The following is a 16,926-nucleotide window of genomic DNA, read 5'->3' as shown; positions in this document are numbered from 1 at the left end:
GCCCGAACTCGGTACACTCGACCAGGCCCAGGTCGCTTCCCTCGCCGGCCTCGCTCCGGTCGCTCGCCAATCCGGACAGTGGATCGGCCGCGCCTCCATCCGCGGCGGCCGGGCCAATGTCCGACGAGCACTCTACATGCCCGCGCTCGTCGCCATCCGCTTCAATCCCGACCTCAAGGCCAAGTACGACCGGCTCAAGGCCGCCGGAAAAGCCTCAAAACTCGCCATTACCGCCGTCATGCGAAAGCTCATCATCATCGCAAACGCATTGCTCAGGGATGGCCGCATATGGGAACCAACCCGTACTTGACCAACACGGATACTCTAGAGCGCGTTCAAAAGTTCCAACGTGGCCCAGCCGTCTGCAGGACGTCCGAGGCGGAGCTGCTCCTTCTGGAGTGCGGCGCGGGTGCCGGAGCCGAGGATGCCGTCGACCTTGCCGACGTCGTGGCCGAGCGTCTGGAGCTTGGTCTGCAGCGCCTTCATGGCGACATCGTCGAGGCCCGGTTCCGGGTTGCCGCCTTCATAGGTTGGCGCGCCGGCGAGGCGGGTTGCGAAGTAGGCGGCCGAGGTCGTGTAGATGAACGACTGGTTCCACTCGAGATAGACGTTGAAGTTCGGGTAGGTCAGGAAGGCCACACCCTTGCGGCCCTGCGGCAGCACCAGCGAGGCTTCGAGATTGCCGTTGGCGGTGTTGCCGTCGCGTGGGCTGACGCCGAGCGCGAACCAGTCCGAAGCCTTCATGCCCGTCTGCAGGCCGGTCTTTTCCCAGGGGAGTTCTTCGGGAACGCTGACTTCCTGGATCCAGGGCTGGCCAGCCTTGAAGCCGAGGCTCTGGATGAACTTGGCCGCGGTCAGGATCGCGTCAGGCGAGCTCTTCTTCAGGTTGACGTGGCCATCGCCGTCGCCATCGACGCCATAGGCGATAATGTCTTCCGGCAGCATCTGCACCTGGCCGATCTCGCCGGCCCAGGCGCCGGTGGTCGTTGCCGGGTCAAGATCGCCGTGCTGGACCATCTCGATGGCCGCGATCAGCTGCGGTCGGAACATTTCCGGGCGGCGGCAGTCGTGCGAGAGCGTCACCAAAGCATTGCGGGTGTTGAAGTCGCCCTGCACGGCACCAAAGTCGGTTTCCATCGCCCAGAAGGCGGTGATGACGGGGGCCGGCACGCCGAATTCTTTCTCGGCGCGGGCGAAGACGTCGGCATATTCCTTCATCTTCTGCTGGCCGATATCGAGGCGCGACTTGCTGACCGTGCGCTTGGAGAACTCGGTGAAGGTCTGCTTGAAGACGCCCTGGGTGCGGTCGCGGCTCAGCACCTTCTGGTCGATCACGGCGCCTGCGAGCGCACGATCGGCGACATCGGCCGGAACACCCTTGGCGACAGCTTCGGCCTTCACGCCCTGAAGAAACGCGCCGAGGTCGCCGCCGCAGGCAGCAGCCGGAGCGGCGCTCTGCGTGCCCGTCTGGGCGAAGGCGGTGGAGGCGGTAAGCGCCAGGAGGGCGACGGAGGCCAGGGCGTGCCGGGTAGTCCGGATCATCATAATTCCTTTCTTTGGCCGCGGGGTGCGGGAGACACCACCACGGGCAGCCAAATTGCTGGATGACCTGCATAACGCCTTAAATCGTCACCGATTTAGGGACAAATCATGCAGCGGTTCAAAAATGTTACAGCGACCTTTGCGCGTCCTTGGAGATGTGCGGGCGCTGTAAATCTGCCTTTGCTCTTCCAGAGCATTATGACCGAAAGAAGAAAATGGGGTGCCTTGCCGCGGTTGCCGGCAAGAATGCCAGTCTTACTTCGGCTGTGAGACTGCTGCGACCCAGTTCTTCCAGTTTTTCGCCGAGCCGGCGAAGGCATTGATATCGGTACTGCCGTCGATGCCCGGGATAACGCCGGTGCTGGTGTACTGCCAGAAGGCCCAGCGGCGCTCGACATAGACGTCTTTCGGGTGCTTGGCGGTCGAGCGCACCCAGAAGTGATAGTCCTTGAACTGGTCGACGAGATTGTCCCGGTGGAAGTCGACCGAGGTGTAGATGATCGGGCGCTTGCCGTAATGGGCTTCGAGGCGATCCATGAAGTGCTTCATCTCGGCGCGGACCTCGCTTGGAGTCGGGCGGTGGCGGCAGGTCTTCGATTCGCCGTTCCATTCGACGTCGAGCACCGGAGGCAGATAGACCGCGCTTTTCGGCACATTGGCGATGAACCAGTCGGCCTGATCGTCGGCGGTCGAGCAGAAATAGTAGAAGTGATAGGGCGCGTAGGGGATGCCGGCGGCACGCGCCCGCTGCCAATATTCGTTGAAGCGCGTGTCGACCCTGTCCTTGCCTTCCGTCGCCTTGATGAAGGCGAAGGAGACGCCCGAATTCTTCACCTTCATCCAGTCGATATCACCATTCCATTTGGAGACGTCGATGCCGTGGATGTTGTGGTGCTGCGGGGTGCGGTCGCCGAAGTTCTGCGGGTCCGTATCCTGGAAGCGCGGCGGGATCGATGCCGTCTGCATCAGGTCGTAATCGGTCGACGAACAGGCGGAAAGGAGGGTGGCGATGGGCAGTAGAGCCAGAAGAAGCCGGCGCATGAGGTACCTGTCTAGAGACGAGCGACGATCCTGCCTCACACGATGGCTTTCATATCGGTGATTTCCCCCGCGAGGCGTGAACCTCATCTTCACCATATCATCGTAAAAATTGGGTTAGCTCAAGCGGGAATTGCAGGTGGGCGGGAGTTCGCCGATTTCTACTCCAACGCGAAATCCCTTTGGTGATTTCGGTGCTCTCTGGCGACGTGAGATAAGGGCGGTCGCCAGCCGACTGCGCGACCGGGTCCCGGTTCAGGCGGCGATTGCGACCGCCGGGCGGTGATAGACCGCAAGCCAGGCGTAGCCGCGACCGATCGCGCGGCGTTCGAGATCGGCGCCGTTTACTCTCGCCTTCTCGCGCAGAACCTCGAAGAGGTTTGCGCGTGGCGTGACATGGAAGCGATCGAGCCAGCCGTGCAGCGCGCGGCGGAAGCTCGCCGGCAGGCGCTCCTGCTGGCCGAAATCGGCGATGTGCAGCGAGCCGCCTGGATTGAGCGCGGCGATGGCCGCATCGATCGCCTTCTGCCAATCGGGGATCATCGACAGCGAATAGGAGATGACGATGCGATCGAAGCCGCGCTCGCCGAAGATGGCGGGGTCGAAATCCGTGGCGTCGGCGACCTGAAGTTCGGCACGGCGCTTGCCGCTACGGTTGAGCTTTGCATCGGCGGAGGTCAGCATTTCCGAGGAAATGTCCAGGCCGAAGAGACGGGCCGAAGGGAAGCAGCGGCCGATCAGCGCCAGATTGCGCCCGGTGCCGCAGCCGACTTCGAGCACAGAGGCACCGGGGGCCGGGTTCATCTCCCGGATCAGCGTGTCGCGGCCGAAGAGATAGTACTTCCGCGTCAGATCGTAGAAATGCCGCTGGTAGCGGTACATGTGGTCCATGCGCCGCGCGTGCGAAATCCCGGCCTCACGCATCGGCTCAAGCCTTCTTCCGATAGATGTGGAAACCACCATAGATGGCGGAGCGGTCTTCGGCGCCGAGCTTGACCGATGCTTCGGCATCGTAGTGCCACTGGTCGAGCAGGGCCGAGGAGACACGGCCGGGCAGGATGCTGTCTTCTGCCGCCGTGCGGAAGATGACGATCGCGCCGGTATCGGCCGTGCGGGTGATCTCGGTCCAGAGATCGTTGAGCTGCTGGTCGGTCATCCAGTCCTGGGCATCGAGCAGGATGTAGCGGTCGACGGAAGCCGCCGGCTTGCTCGCCAGGAGCTCGGTGTAGCTTGCGTGGTGGACCTCGACACGCTCGGCATTGTTGCGGATCGCCTCGTAGGCGCGGGCATTGAGGTAGGGCGGTAGCTCGCCTTCGTGCGGTAGCGGATAGCGGCGCCCAAAGGCCTGCCAGGCGAAGTAGTTTTCCCGCAGCGGAAAGTGACAGGTGAGCTTTTCAAGCCGATGGCGCAGCACGGCGGCGAGCGACTTCTCGCTGCTGAGGCTTGCCAGCTCGTCGAACTGCTGCGGCGGGATGCCAAGCCCGAATAGCGAGCTCTTGCGGCCGGTAATCCAGCGGATGACGGGGCGATCGAAAAGCGGTGCCAGGCGCTCGTCGAAGAATTGCCGCTGCTCGCGCATCGAGCCGGCCTGGACGAATTCTTCCGGGTTGACGCCGTGTAGACGGGCGAGCAGGTGGCTTGCGGCAATGAAGCGGCCGAGCAGGCCGGTGCGATAGATGTTGCGGCCGAAGACGCCGATGCGGCGGCGGCCGGTCAGGTCGCGGCCGTTCCAGTAGCTGCGCGTCGCGGTGTCGAGCTTCGGCGCAATGAAGAGGTCGAAGGCCTGGACGTTGGCGGCCGTGCCCTGGGTCGCCAGGAAACGCGTGACATCCTTGTGGCTCGGCAGATGGCGGAAGGCCGCGAGCTTGAGGCGGTTCAGCGCGATGTGGTGCGGGTTGAGGTCGACGACGTCGATCTCGCGCGGGCCGGCCGACAGATAGGTCAGCATATTGCAGCCGCCGGAGCCGATGGTGACGATCCGGTGCTCCGGGCCGAGCTGCATCGCTTCCATGTCGACGATCGGATCTTCCCAGATCTGCGGGTAGACAAGACCGGAAAAAAGCAGGCCGAAGAGACGCTCCGAGAGGCCGGCAAGGGAAAAGGTCTTGTGCTGGAGCAGGGCGTTTTTCAGCTTCGGATTTTTTCTGCCAAAGCCGACGTCGGGGGCTAGTTCGGTCATCTCTGCCGCTCATCCAGTTGAAACTTAGCCGCTTCTAAAGTGACTCCGCTACACTTTGATGACGAGGTTTCCACAGCCCCCAGAGCGCGCTCGAACGGCCGCCATACTATTTTTCACCCATAAGAAATCATTAAACCCTGGCGTGCTAGCACCGGCTCATATTCGGGGGCGTCGACATGATGTTAAGAACGTTTCTGCCGAAGCCCGAGCAGCGATTTGCGGTTGCCGGCGCGGCATTGGGGGCTCTGGTTTCCGCGGCGTTACTGGCGACGGAAACCGTGCTCGCAAAACAATCGAATTGGGATGTTCCGACAATGCTTGCGGCTGGCGCCATGCCGTTCCTCCTCGGCGGGTCCTTCTATCGCTGGCGTTACTCGCGCCGCCTCGAACACGAGTTGCATGCAGCGCGCCGCGCCGAGCGGCGCTTGCGCCACGAGGTCCACCGCGACAAGCTCACAGGTCTCGCAAATCGCGCGGCGCTGGAAGCGGACATTCGTCAGGCGCTTTGTGCCGAAGGGCCGGCCTTCGAGCGCAATGCCCTGCTCCTACTTGATCTCGACCGGTTCAAGGCGATCAACGATACGATGGGTCACGATGCCGGCGACCGGTTGCTAGCACTCTTCGGCGCCCGGCTGAGGCGCGCCTTTTCCGGGGAGGCAACCATCTACCGGCTCGGGGGCGATGAGTTCGTGCTTGCAGCGGCCGATGCTTCATCGCAGGCTGAGGCGGAAATACTCGCAATGCGGGTAAAGGCATTGTTCGAAGCGCCGTTCGATCTTGGCGATGCACGGGTCGCATCCGCCTGCAGCATCGGCATCGCCTTCGTCGAGCGAAGCGATACGGCGACGGGCGACGTGCTGAAGCGTGCGGACCTGGCGCTCTACGAGGCGAAGGCGATGAGCGGCAACAGCCACGCCTTCCACTCGGAAACGCTGACCCACGCCGCCCGGCAGCGGGCGGAGGCCGAGCGCGATGTGGCACGCGGGCTCGAGGACGACGAATTCTTCCTCGAATTCCTGCCGATTGCCGGGACGGCAAGCGGAGCCATCCGCGCTTTCGAGGCGCTGCTGCGCTGGCGGCACCCGCTTCGCGGCGTCATCGGCGCGGAAGCCTTCATAGAGCCGTCTGAGCAGAGCACGAGTGCGCTTTCGCTTGGCTATTGGACACTTCAGGCGGCCTGCACGGAGGCTGCCCGCTGGGCTTCGCCGACCGGGCTGACTGTCGCCCCCTTTGCCCCGCAACTCAAGGATCGAGACTTTGTTGCGCAGGTCGGGCAATGCCTCGCCGAAGCGAGCTTGCCGCCGGGACGCCTGACGATCGAGATCACCGGGGACTTTTCGACCGAGGATCTCGCCCTGATTTCCGAAAATCTCCAGGGGTTGCGCGCGCTTGGTGTGCGGATTGCGCTTGGCGGCGGCGCCGGTTCATCCTTGCCGTTGAACCTGATTGCCGAACTGCAGCCCGACCAGGTGACCATCGATCTTACCGCCATCCGGGCGACCCACGGCAGCGAGCGCAGCGTTGCGCTGCTCGCCTGCCTCATCAAGACCGGCCAGGTACTGCGCCTGCCGATCGCCGTGCGCGGCATCGAAAAGGAAAGCGAGATGGATTGCGCGCAGGCAAGCGGCGCCGCGGAAGTCCGCGGTCCGTGGATATCGCCGGCGCTCACCGATGTGGCGGCATTGCCTGAGACAGGCGAAGCGGCGGATTTGCGACGTTCGGCCTAACGCCGCGGGACCAGCACTCCCCAGGGCCCCATTCCCCAGAAATTGGAAACTTGCAGTCTGCGGGCTTTTCCTGTCGGCGAAATGCTGGTTCTCTCTGCAACTCGACAGCGACCGCGCGTCCCATCGGACCAGCACCACCGCTGTTTGAATTGCTGCATCTTTCTGTCCTTGGTCGGCAAGACTCCAAGGATATTTGAGACGGCCGGAGGGAACGCATGAGACGCATGTTGAGGATATCAGGTGCGGCGCTGGTGTTGGGTGTCGTCGCCCTCTTCGGATGGCTCGCGCTCGCGCCGCCGGAGTTGCTCAAGGTCGGCGATGGGTACGCTGCGAAGATCGTCTGCTCCAATGTCTTCATCGCGCGACGCGATGCCCAGTCGGTGCTGGCCGATGATGTCCAGGCGCCGGGACACCCCTTGCTGAAGCTGGTGAAGGTTGCCGTCGAACCGGAAAAACAGATGGTGACCGCACGGATCCTCGGCTTTGCAGCGGCGGGCTACGCCGCCTACCGGCCGGGCGCAGGATGCACGAGCCTGCCGGATGGCGGCGGAACGAGCCTGCCGCCGATCACGACCGCGGCGGCTGTGGCGGCGCCGGCTTCCGAAGCGCCTTGGCCGGAAGGCGAGGGAGCCGCGATCGATCCCGCCCTGCAGGGACTTATCGAAGATGCCGATCTCGCCGGTCCGGGCGCGCGGGCGATTGCCGTCATTCGCGATGGCCGCCTGGTCGCCGAGAGCTATGGTCGGGGCTTTGACCGCTCGACGCCGTTGCTCGGCTGGTCGATGACGAAATCGGTCACGGCGGCGCTGATCGGACTGCGTGTGGCCGAGGGCCGAATGGAAGTGGCGCGTGCCGGACTCCTGCCGGAGTGGGCGAGCGACGAACGGGCCAGCATCACGCTTGCCGATCTGATGGGCATGCAGAGCGGTCTCGAATTCAACGAGAACTATGGCGACGTCACCGACGTGACGCGCATGCTCTATCTCGAGAAGGACATGGCGGGTTATGCGGCCATCAAGCCGCTGACATCCGATCCCGGTGCGACGTTCAGCTATTCCAGCGGCACCAGCACGTTGCTGTCGCGCATCTGGATGCGGACCTTCGATGATCCGGCGGCGGCACTTGCCTTCCCGCATGACGCCCTGTTTGCGCCCTTGGGCATGACCAGCGCCGTGCTCGAAACCGATGCGAGCGGCACCTTCGTCGGCTCGTCCTATATGTATGCCACCGCGCAGGACTGGGCGCGCTTCGCGCAGTTCCTATTGCAGGATGGCGTCTGGAAGGGGAGGGCGATGCTGCCGAAGGACTACGTCGCCTTCATGCGCGCGCCGGCCAAGGCCTCAGGCGGAAAATACGGCCAGGGCCAGGTGTGGCTGGAGGAAAACGGCGTGCGCGCCGGCTCCGGCAGTTTTCCGGCGGACGCCTTCTGGATGCTCGGCCATGACGGCCAGGCGATCATGCTGGTGCCTTCGCTGAAGCTTGCGGTGGTCCGGCTGGGGCTCACGCCTTCGAGGCTCGGCTACGACGTACAGAAGCTCAACGCCAAAATAATAGAGGCGCTCGATTGAGCGCCTCATAAAACAGTTCGAATATCGGTAAACGTGCTTCGCTTACTTCATGCCGAGATCGTCGAGCAGGCCCTTGCGCTTGGCGTGGTAGTAGTAGCCGCTGGCATAGAGCTTGACCGCGCCGTCGTGCTGGTTGTCGGCCACCATCCAGGCGCCGTGCAGATACTTCGTCGCGTATTTGAGGTTGGTTTCGGCGTCGAACAGGCCTTCCGCCGGACCGTCATAGCCGAGGCCCTTGGCGGTGTTGTAGCGGATCTGCATCAGGCCGTAATTGCCCTTGCTGTAGGCGCGCGGATTGTAGTTGCTCTCGCGCTTGACGACGCGGTGAACCAGTTCGACCGGAATGTCGTTCAGATCGGCATAATACTTGATCAGCTTGTCGAGGTCGGGACGCGAGCTGGTCGGCGCCTTGGTGAGCTTCATCGAATCCGGAATGACGCTGGCGACGGCTGCGACCGTCGAGCCGATGACACCGGTCTTCGGACGCTCGGTCGGCACGATCATGCGGTTGGCGACGAGCGTTTCGAGGCCGACGGGCTCGCCGGTGTCGAAGTCCGATTCCATCGCGGCGGCAACCGCGAGCGTCGAAACCGGAAGATCCTGGACGCGGGCCGTCTTGGTCGCGGCGGGCGAAGCGGCTGCTGCCGCCAGCTGCGTCGCGTCGCCCGACAGCGGGGTTCCGGCGGCGGCGATGGCAGCGGTCGCATTCGTTTGCGTTGTCGGAGCGACCATGGCAAGCGCCATGGAGTCGCCCGGCTTGGCGGCGGGGACCGCTACCATCGAGGGGGCGGCTTCGGCGCCTTGCGCCAGGTCAGCCGCGACCGGATAGGTGACCGCGATGCCCGACGCCTGGGCTGCCGTCTGTGCCATAAGCGCAGCGCTCGTTGCGGTGGCCACACCATCAGGCGTGGGCAGCGCGTAGGCCGTCATTTCAGTTCCGGGCTTTGCGAGCGGGGTGACCGTCTGCACGGCCGTCAGTTCTTCGAGCGACGTGTGCTCTACCGTTGAGCATCCCGAGACGATGGTCGCCGACAGTATAGCTGCCACGCCAAACGTCTGTTTGGTAAGGGAAATACGGTACTTCGCCATTCTGTCACTTTCGTGCTTCTGGGCCCCGTAGCCCCTGCAAATCAGCGGTTGCCAGCCGCCAAGAGTGAATCTCCATTAACCTATGAGGCTGGCGGCGGCAAGCGCGGGCGACATTTTCACGCCGAGGCGCGCTTCATCGTCGCCGTCAGAAGCCCTGCGCCGATGAGCATGGAGCCGCCGGCGCGGTTGACGATGCGGCGAATATTAGGCCGCGAGATCGTGCTGCGCGCCGCGGTCGCAAGGGCCGCGTAGAGGCTGGCATTGACGATCGCGAGCGTCAGGAAAGTGAGCTCGAAAATCGCCATCTGCGTGAAGAGCGGCTGGCTGAGATCGAGGAACTGCGGCAGGAAGGCGACGAAGAAGACGATGCTCTTCGGATTGAGCGCGGTGACCGCATAGGTGTGAAAGAAGATGCGCAGCGGGCGCTCGGTGGGGGTGGTTTCGACGTCGGCATCGCCGCCGGTTGCGACCGGCGTGCGCCAGAGTTTGATGCCGAGCCAGATGAGATAGGCCGCTCCCACCCATTTCAGCACGGTGAAGATCGCCGCCGAGGTCGCCAGCAGCGCACCGAGGCCGAGCATGGAGGCGGTCATCGCGGTGAAGTCGCCGAGCGCGACGCCGGCGACGGTGGCGCCTGCCGTCTTGCGGCCGTGGCCGAGCGCATAGGAAATGACGAGAAGAATGGTGGGGCCGGGAATGGCGAGCAGCACGGCAGAGGCTGCGGCAAAGGCAAACCAATGTTCAAAGGACATGAAAAAGCTCCGCGTTTAACTAGATCTCGGCAATGAATTGGCCGAGCCAGCCATGGAAACGCGGAGCCGTCAATCTTTTAAATCAGGCGTTGTCGGCGCGCGGCATACGCACCCGCCGGGGTTCGCATGGTCAGTGCTTCTGCGCCTGCCACTTTTGGCCTATGACGTCCATCACGTCGCCGAACCACTTGACCGAGGTGTCGAACTGCTTGCCGCCCTTGATGCGCGGGAACTCGATCGTGCGCAGCTTGCCGCCCTGGTCCTCGTCGTGACCGGTGACGCCGGAGACCTTGTTGAGCGCGCTTTCGACGGCGAGGTCGACCATGCTCTGGATCAGGCGCAGGTCGTCGCCGTTGGCCGGTGCGGAGCGGGCGTAGTAGCCGGACTTCTGCACCATTGCGCGCTCGGCGCCGAGCAGTGCTGCGAACTGCTTCGAGAACCAGTTGCCGACATTGATCGTGTCGATCTTCACGTGGCCGAAGGCATCGCGCTTGATCGTTTCGCCGGCCGCTTCCCGCTCAGTGACGATCGCATCGAGGCAGGCGCCTTCGCTGACGAACAGCGTCACGAAGCCGGTGCGGTCCATGATCTTACGCAGACGATCGGCCTCGCCCTGCAGATCGAACTTCATCTCCGGCAGGTAGAGACCGTCGATGTTTTTCATCTGCCGGTTCATCATGAAGCCGTCGACGAACTCCTTGTCGTCGATCGTCTGGATATAGGAGCGGGCGGTGGCCGCGGTCAGCCAGCCGCAGTGGCGGCCCATGACCTCATGGACGACCAGCGTGCGCGGTGCGGCGCTCTGCTCGTTGCTGACATTGTCGAAGAAGCGGGCACCGTATTCGGCGGCCGTCCAGGCGCCGAGCGTCTGGCGGATCGGCACGACGTCGTTGTCGACGGTCTTCGGCAGGCCAACCACGGTCAGATTGTAGCCGTTGGCGCCGAGATAGGCGGCAAGGTCGGCCGCGGTCGTGTTGGTGTCGTCGCCACCGATCGTGTGGAGGATCGAGATGCCGTCATTGGCAAGCCGCTCTGCGGCGATGCGCAGCGGGTTCTCGCCATCCTTGACGAGGCCGCGCTTGACGCAGTCGGCCGCGTTGGTGAGCTTGACGCGGCTGTTGCCGATCGGCGAGCCGCCATGGCGGTGCAGGAGATGCGCCTTCTCGCGCATGTCGCGGGTGATCTCGATGCGGTCGCCTAAGAGCACGCCCTGGTAGCCGGAGCGATAGGCGACCAGCTCATATTCGGGCGCGACGTCCGTGTAGCGCTCGATCAGTCCCCCAACGGCAGATGACAGACAGGGCGCGAGCCCGCCGGCCGTCAGCATTGCGACTTTTTTCTTGGCCATGTTTCCTCCTCGGGACTTTGGCATGCGATGGGTGGGGCCTCCATAACGCAAATCGGATGGAAATTAAATGACGGGTCTGTGGATGTTGTGTCGAGCTGCTGCCGAAAGGAGCCATTGAGCGCCGGAATGGCGGGCAGGGCAGGTGCGCGCGGATTGTCGCAGGGTGCGCTGCCGGCGGGCGCGCAGGCTGGCTGTTGCGAGCGGTGGAATTGCTGCCTTTTCGGGCCGCGATGACATCTCTTTTTTATTTAATGGCTGTTCCCGCGGGAACAGCTTTCCATCGGCTGACTGTCGCAAGTTCCAATCGATGGATTGACAATAGTGAGGGGCCATCACAAATTCGTCATCCTTGTGGTTCGGGCCGTCCACCGCTTGCAATTTGCCACCACATCGGTCCATGCTATAGAGTGGAGAGACAGGGAACCTCGCATGTCATTTTGGGACAGCCTCCTCAAGATCGTTATCGCCACCGGCAATGCGCTCGCCGGAGTGGTCGAGGCCGTGCGCACCCTGTTCGAGGGCGATCCGGAAACACGGCGCAAGGTGGCCTTCTCCGTCGCCATGATCGCGCTTTCGGCCAAGATGGCCAAGGCCGACGGCATCGTGACCGAGGCCGAAGTCGACGCCTTCCGCGACATCTTCCAGTTTCCGCCGGATCAGGCGCAGAACGTCGCGCGTCTCTATAACCTGGCGCGCCAGGACGTCGCCGGTTACGAGGCCTATGCGGAGAAGATGGCGTCGCTGTGTTCGTCCTGCGAAAAGAATTGCCCGATCCTCGAGGATATCGTCGACGGCCTGTTCCACATCGCCAAGTCGGATGGCGCAGTGCATGAGCGCGAGCTCGCCTTCCTGCTGCGCGTGGCAGACATCTTCGGCATGGACGAGGGACATTTCGAGCGCATCATGGCCCGACATGTCCATGGTGACGGCCGCGACCCCTACCAGGTGCTCGGCGTTTCGCGTAAGGATGATTTTGCCGATATCCGCAGGCGCTACCGGGTACTCGTTTCGGAGAACCATCCGGACATGCTGGTTGCGCGCGGCGTACCGCACGAATTCCACGCGATCGCCAATGATCGCATGGCGGCACTGAATGCCGCCTATGAGGCGATCGAGAAAGAACGCCGAGCCGCATGACCTCCAAATACTGCGACTATCCGGGTGCACGCTTCATGCCGTCGCCCAATTTCGGCGACCGCGTCGACCAGCGCGCCCCGGATATGATCGTTCTGCATTATACCGGCATGCCGACGGGCGCTTCGGCGCTCGAATGGCTTTGCCGCGAGGAAAGCCAGGTCTCCAGCCATTACTTCGTCCACGAGGATGGGCGCGTCGATCAACTCGTGCCGGAGGCGCGCCGCGCCTGGCATGCCGGCAAGAGCTATTGGAAGGGCGAGACCGATATCAATTCCTGTTCGATCGGAATAGAGATCGCCAACCCGGGTCACCCGGGCGGTCTGCCGGACTTTCCGGAAAAACAGATCGCGGCAGTTGTGGAATTGTGTCGGGACTGCGGCGACCGCTGGTCGATCGCGCCCGAGAGAGTGCTCGCACACAGCGATATCGCCCCCATTCGCAAGGTCGATCCGGGAGAAAAATTTCCCTGGCACATTCTTCATCGCGAAGGGGTCGGGCACTGGGTGGAACCGGCCCCGATCGGCGGCGGACGCTTTTTCCAGCGCGGCGACCAGGGCCAGCCGGTGGAGGCCATCCAGTCGATGCTGTCGCTCTACGGTTATGGCATTGATGTAACTGGCGAATTCTGTGAAAAGACCGAGGGCTCGGTCGCGGCGTTCCAGCGGCACTTCCGACAACAAAGGGTCGATGGCATCGCTGACATCTCAACCCTCGATACGCTCCACCGGCTGCTTTCCAGCCTGCCGCAATTCATCGCCTGACGCGGAAGATTTTTTCGTCAAAACGGCACTTCTGCAGATATTCTTGGCATGTTTTTTTAGCTTTGCCACATGTTTACCATGATGCGGCATTCATTTCCGGCCCCATTGGAACTGCAGGGGTATCAGGGCGCAACGCTCACTTCCTGTGAATGAAACGATCGGGAAGTGAGGTTCGAAGCGGGGTGCGCTTCGGTCCATTCCCCAGGCCGGAGAATTCAAACTAAATGAGAATATCGTCTGTTGCTGCGGTGGCGGCATGCCTTGGCATGTTCTTCGCCGGGATGGGTACGTCGTATGCGGGGAATGTCGATAAGACCATCAAGACCTCATCCATCCAGTCCGTCACCCGGACCACAGGCTATCCCAAGCCGGATCTCGTCTCGAACGTCCAGTACACGGGTCTGATCAAGTCCTACGCCAAGCAATACGGCGTTCCGGTCGATCTGGCGCATGCGATCGTCAAGGTCGAAAGCAATTTCAATCCCAAGGCACGCGGCAGCGCCGGCGAAATCGGCCTGATGCAGATCAAGCCTGCTACCGCTCGCATGATGGGCTATTCCGGTTCCTCCAAGGGTCTCTACGATCCGGAAACCAACATCAAGTTCGGCATGAAGTACCTCGCCATGGCGCATGAGCTGTCCGGCGGTACGACGTGCGGCACGGTTCTCAAGTACAATGCCGGCCACGGCGCCAAGCGCATGAACCCGGTTTCCAAGCGCTACTGCGGCAAGGTGCAGAACATCATCGACTGATCGATTGCATGACGAGCGCCGGCGCGTTCTTTCGCTTGGCGAAAGCGCCGCGCGTCTTATCAGACGCGCAAAGGTCGCTGTAGCACTTTGATTTTCTGCATGTTTTTGTCCGTTAACCGGCTACGATCAATGGAAACATGCAGTCAACGAAGAGCTTCATCCGCCAGCCATATCCGGCGATGGCGGATGCTCTAGCCGGACAGGTCTCGCGTTCCGGCGCACAGGGAAAAACCCTACAACCATCGTGTCATACAGGCGCCGGCATGCTATCTCCCTTGAGCAAAAGGGACGAGGACCGGCATGTCGGAAAGCTTTGATTTCATTGTCGTCGGCAAGGGCATGATGGGTGCTGCGGCCGCCCGCCACCTGGCGCTTTCGGGAGCCAAGGTCGCGCTGATCGGACCTGATGAGCCGACGGACTGGGCCAATCATACCGGCGTCTTTTCGAGCCACTACGACAATGCCCGCATCACCCGCACGATCGATGACGATCCAGTGTGGGCGCGGCTCGCCAGACGCTCGATCGAGCGTTACGGCGAAATCGAAGGCGAAAGCGGCATCGGCTTCTACCACGAAGTTGGCTGCCTGATCGCCGGCCCGGCGCCCGGATCTTCCTACGACTATATCGAGCAAGTCGAGAAGGCGCGCGACGCGCTTGGCGTCGGGGCGCCGCTCTACGATGGCGAGGCGCTGTCGCAGCGTTTTCCCTGGTTCCGTTTCCCCGATGGCACCGCCGGCGTTCACGAGAGGCGCGGGGCCGGCTACATCAACCCGCGGGCGCTGGTCGCGGCGCAGACGGTATGCGCCGAGAAGGCGGGAGCCCGGATCGTGCGCAGCGAGGTCGCGACCGTATCGGAGGAGCGCGATCGTGTGGCTGTCGCGACCGTCGACGGAAAGCACCACGCGGCAGGCCGGGTGATCGTTGCCGCCGGCGGGTTCTCGATTTCCGCAACGCTCCTGCCGCGGCCGATCGATCTCACCGTCAAGGCGCGAACCGTATTCTTTGCCGAGGTGGCAAACGGCGATCTGTCTGGTTTCGAGGGGATGCCCTCCCTCATCGGTGCGGCGCCGGAGCAGGAGAGAAGCTACTACCTGCTGCCGCCGGTCGTCTATGCCGACGGCAAGCATTACATCAAGATCGGCGGCGATCCGACCGACAGGATCCTCGAAGGCGAGCCGGCGGTGCGGCAATGGTTCCGCGGGCCGGGCAGCGCGACAGCGGCGGAGCATTTGCGCGGGCTGCTGGCCGAGGTGATGCCCGGCTTCCAGCCGGTCTCCACCCACTTTTCGCCCTGCGTCACCTCGTTCACCCGGCACGGACTGCCCTATATCGGCTTTGCCGAGGGGAGCCGTCTCGCCGTCGTCACCGGCGGCAATGGCCAGGCGGCGAAGAGCTCCGACGAGATCGGCCGGCTCGGCGCGGTCCTCGTGCTCAACGGCCGGATCGACGAGCCCGAATACGATGCGGATTTCTCGGTCGCGTTTCGCTAGATCGGGTGCGCCAAGACCGCACCGATCCAATCTGCCCTGTTGGCGGTTCAAAAACTCTGCCGTTTTTTCTGGCGCGCTGCGGCGGGCTGGTTTAAGGAGCGCGTGCCAGTTGGCCGGGCAGCCGCTCTCCGCAAGTGCCGAAAGGCCGCGGGGGGAGGAAAGTCCGGGCTCCACGGAAGTACGGTGCCGGATAACGTCCGGCGAGGGCGACCTCAGGGAAAGTGCCACAGAAAGCAAACCGCTCCGCTTGGCGGAGTAAGGGTGAAAGGGTGGGGTAAGAGCCCACCGCGGACATGGCGACATGGACGGCACGGCAAACCCCACCGGGAGCAAGACCGAATAGGGATGACGCGGGCGCGCAAGCGTCCAGCCTGTTTCCGGGCCAGTCATCCGGGTGGGTTGCAAGAGGCTGCGTGCAAGCGCAGTCCCAGATGAATGGCTGCCACGTTCCGTTGCCTTCGGGCTGCGGGGCCATACAGAACCCGGCTTACAGGCCAACTGGCGATTTCTCTCCGGCCGCAACTGCGTGCGGCACACGTTGATGGCGCGTTTCTTCCTGACGATTTCGCTGCGGGTGCTCTCCTTGATCTCACCGACCGGCCCTTGCAAATCGGCCCGAACCGCGCGTCGTTTTTCGCGCCAGCGACCGCTTCGGTGCAGGCGGGTTTTTCGTTGCCACTGCGCTTTCCCGTTCTGCTATGACGCGCAAACACCTCTGCACAGCCACATTGCTGCGCTCTTTCTCACATTCTGATTTTCCAACGATTTGAAGCCGTTCCGCTGTCGCATTCCCGGACGGTGGGGGTCTCTTCGTAACCCTTCGTTAAACTTAACAACCTATCAATATTTGATCAGCCCGACGGCTGTTTACGAGCTCATTCCCATTGACGCCCATATGGTCCCATGATATCCCATAATGGCACTGCGCAGGGGCTGCTTCGCGGCCCAACATCGCAAGAATCCAGTGCCTTCCGGCTTCGGAGGGTAGGCGGACATTCCGGTGTCCGGCAGGGGTGTCTTGTGTGTGCGGTTACGTGTTCTCGCGGGTCGATGATTGTGGCCCGTCAGTCTTGGGCGGCCGTTTCGCGTTATGAACCGCTTCTTGTCACATGCTGCCAATCGGATCGATGCGAAGGGGCGGGTTTCCGTTCCCTCGGCGTTTCGTTCCGTGCTGTCGGATGGGGGCGTCCGGGAGCTATACTGTTTTCAGGATTTCGTCTTCCCGGCGATCAGCGTCGGCGGGCCGGAGCTCCTGGATCGGTTCGAGAAGCAGATGGCGGCCGAGGATCCGTTTTCCTCGGAGGCCAACGAGATGTCGCTGCTCGTTCATGGGGGTGGCGTCTTCGTGAAGCTCGATCCGGAAGGCCGGTTGATGGTGACGGATTTCATCCGCGACTTCACCGGAATCTCGACCGACGTGATGTTCGTCGGGCGGGGCGATTATTTTCAGCTCTGGGAGCCGCAGGCCTTTGTCAAGGCGCAGGCGGTGGCCCGGGAAGGGCGCAAATCACGGGGGTTGCGTCCAGACTAGAATGGAGAGGC

General features: G+C 62.9%; 15 protein-coding genes and 1 other RNA gene. 9 read left to right on the top strand and 7 right to left on the bottom strand.

Going from position 1 to position 16,926, the window contains the following annotated elements; all coding sequences use genetic code 11:
* The coding region (locus BLU35_RS16360; protein ID WP_143032938.1) for a transposase at window positions 1-310 on the top strand (310 nt) is incomplete at its 5' end.
* Between the two features lie 14 nt (window positions 311-324).
* Here the strand turns inward: BLU35_RS16360 and BLU35_RS16355 are convergent.
* The 4 genes from BLU35_RS16355 to BLU35_RS16340 all read right to left on the bottom strand — a co-directional run bounded on the left by BLU35_RS16355 (window position 325) and on the right by BLU35_RS16340 (window position 4,759).
* A complete protein-coding gene (locus BLU35_RS16355; protein WP_093233727.1) occupies window positions 325-1,542 on the bottom strand; it encodes a lytic murein transglycosylase in 1,218 nt (405 codons plus the stop codon).
* Window positions 1,543-1,797: 255 nt separating this feature from the next.
* A complete protein-coding gene (locus BLU35_RS16350) occupies window positions 1,798-2,583 on the bottom strand; it encodes a glycoside hydrolase family 25 protein (protein ID WP_057253431.1) in 786 nt (261 codons plus the stop codon).
* Window positions 2,584-2,835: 252 nt separating this feature from the next.
* Window positions 2,836-3,504: a class I SAM-dependent methyltransferase gene (locus BLU35_RS16345; RefSeq protein ID WP_057253433.1), complete on the bottom strand. Its 669-nt coding sequence runs from the start codon at window positions 3,502-3,504 to the stop codon at window positions 2,836-2,838.
* 4 nt (window positions 3,505-3,508) lie between these two features.
* Window positions 3,509-4,759 carry a BtaA family protein gene (locus tag BLU35_RS16340; protein WP_093233718.1) on the bottom strand — a complete coding sequence of 417 codons (1,251 nt, stop codon included), beginning with the start codon at window positions 4,757-4,759 and terminating at the stop codon, window positions 3,509-3,511.
* A gap of 176 nt (window positions 4,760-4,935) precedes the next feature.
* Between BLU35_RS16340 and BLU35_RS16335 the strand changes: the two genes are divergently transcribed.
* Window positions 4,936-6,486 (top strand): putative bifunctional diguanylate cyclase/phosphodiesterase, encoded by a 1,551-nt coding sequence (locus tag BLU35_RS16335; protein ID WP_093233717.1) that lies wholly within the window; start codon window positions 4,936-4,938, stop codon window positions 6,484-6,486.
* Window positions 6,487-6,701: 215 nt separating this feature from the next.
* Window positions 6,702-8,054 (top strand): serine hydrolase domain-containing protein, encoded by a 1,353-nt coding sequence (locus BLU35_RS16330; RefSeq protein WP_093233716.1) that lies wholly within the window; start codon window positions 6,702-6,704, stop codon window positions 8,052-8,054.
* A gap of 42 nt (window positions 8,055-8,096) precedes the next feature.
* Here the strand turns inward: BLU35_RS16330 and BLU35_RS16325 are convergent, their stop codons facing one another.
* The 3 genes from BLU35_RS16325 to BLU35_RS16315 all read right to left on the bottom strand — a co-directional run bounded on the left by BLU35_RS16325 (window position 8,097) and on the right by BLU35_RS16315 (window position 11,243).
* Entirely contained in the window at window positions 8,097-9,143 is a 1,047-nt protein-coding gene (locus tag BLU35_RS16325) for a lytic transglycosylase domain-containing protein (protein ID WP_058326760.1), read from the bottom strand.
* Window positions 9,144-9,259: 116 nt separating this feature from the next.
* On the bottom strand, window positions 9,260-9,895 hold the full coding sequence (locus tag BLU35_RS16320) for a LysE family translocator (protein ID WP_058326759.1): 636 nt from the start codon (window positions 9,893-9,895) through the stop codon (window positions 9,260-9,262).
* A gap of 130 nt (window positions 9,896-10,025) precedes the next feature.
* Complete coding sequence (locus tag BLU35_RS16315; RefSeq protein ID WP_057253446.1) at window positions 10,026-11,243, bottom strand: pyrophosphate--fructose-6-phosphate 1-phosphotransferase; 1,218 nt, start codon at window positions 11,241-11,243, stop codon at window positions 10,026-10,028.
* Window positions 11,244-11,672: 429 nt separating this feature from the next.
* On the opposite strand from BLU35_RS16315, the gene BLU35_RS16310 reads away from it, so the two are divergent.
* The 6 genes from BLU35_RS16310 (at window position 11,673) to mraZ (ending at window position 16,915) form a co-directional block, all read left to right on the top strand.
* Entirely contained in the window at window positions 11,673-12,380 is a 708-nt protein-coding gene (locus BLU35_RS16310) for a J domain-containing protein (protein ID WP_058321238.1), read from the top strand.
* Window positions 12,377-13,141, top strand: a complete 765-nt coding sequence (locus BLU35_RS16305; RefSeq protein ID WP_057253450.1) for an N-acetylmuramoyl-L-alanine amidase — start codon at window positions 12,377-12,379, stop codon at window positions 13,139-13,141. The genes BLU35_RS16310 and BLU35_RS16305 overlap by 4 nt, the downstream gene beginning before the upstream one ends.
* A 224-nt stretch (window positions 13,142-13,365) precedes the next feature.
* Window positions 13,366-13,893 (top strand): lytic transglycosylase domain-containing protein, encoded by a 528-nt coding sequence (locus tag BLU35_RS16300; protein ID WP_057253452.1) that lies wholly within the window; start codon window positions 13,366-13,368, stop codon window positions 13,891-13,893.
* A 300-nt stretch (window positions 13,894-14,193) separates the two neighbouring features.
* Window positions 14,194-15,384 (top strand): NAD(P)/FAD-dependent oxidoreductase, encoded by a 1,191-nt coding sequence (locus BLU35_RS16295; RefSeq protein ID WP_093233715.1) that lies wholly within the window; start codon window positions 14,194-14,196, stop codon window positions 15,382-15,384.
* A gap of 105 nt (window positions 15,385-15,489) precedes the next feature.
* Window positions 15,490-15,890, top strand: an RNA gene (rnpB, locus tag BLU35_RS16290) — RNase P RNA component class A.
* A 584-nt stretch (window positions 15,891-16,474) separates the two neighbouring features.
* The gene (gene mraZ / locus BLU35_RS16285) at window positions 16,475-16,915 is read left to right on the top strand and encodes a division/cell wall cluster transcriptional repressor MraZ (protein ID WP_057253455.1); all 441 of its coding nucleotides are present in this window, start codon (window positions 16,475-16,477) and stop codon (window positions 16,913-16,915) included.
* Window positions 16,916-16,926: the final 11 nt, after the last annotated feature.

The sequence above is a fragment of the Sinorhizobium sp. NFACC03 genome, from assembly GCF_900103435.1.
Classification (GTDB): Bacteria; Pseudomonadota; Alphaproteobacteria; order Rhizobiales; family Rhizobiaceae; genus Ensifer.
The sequence above is the reverse complement of the archived record's forward strand: the minus strand, read 5'-3'. Positions and strand labels throughout refer to the sequence as shown.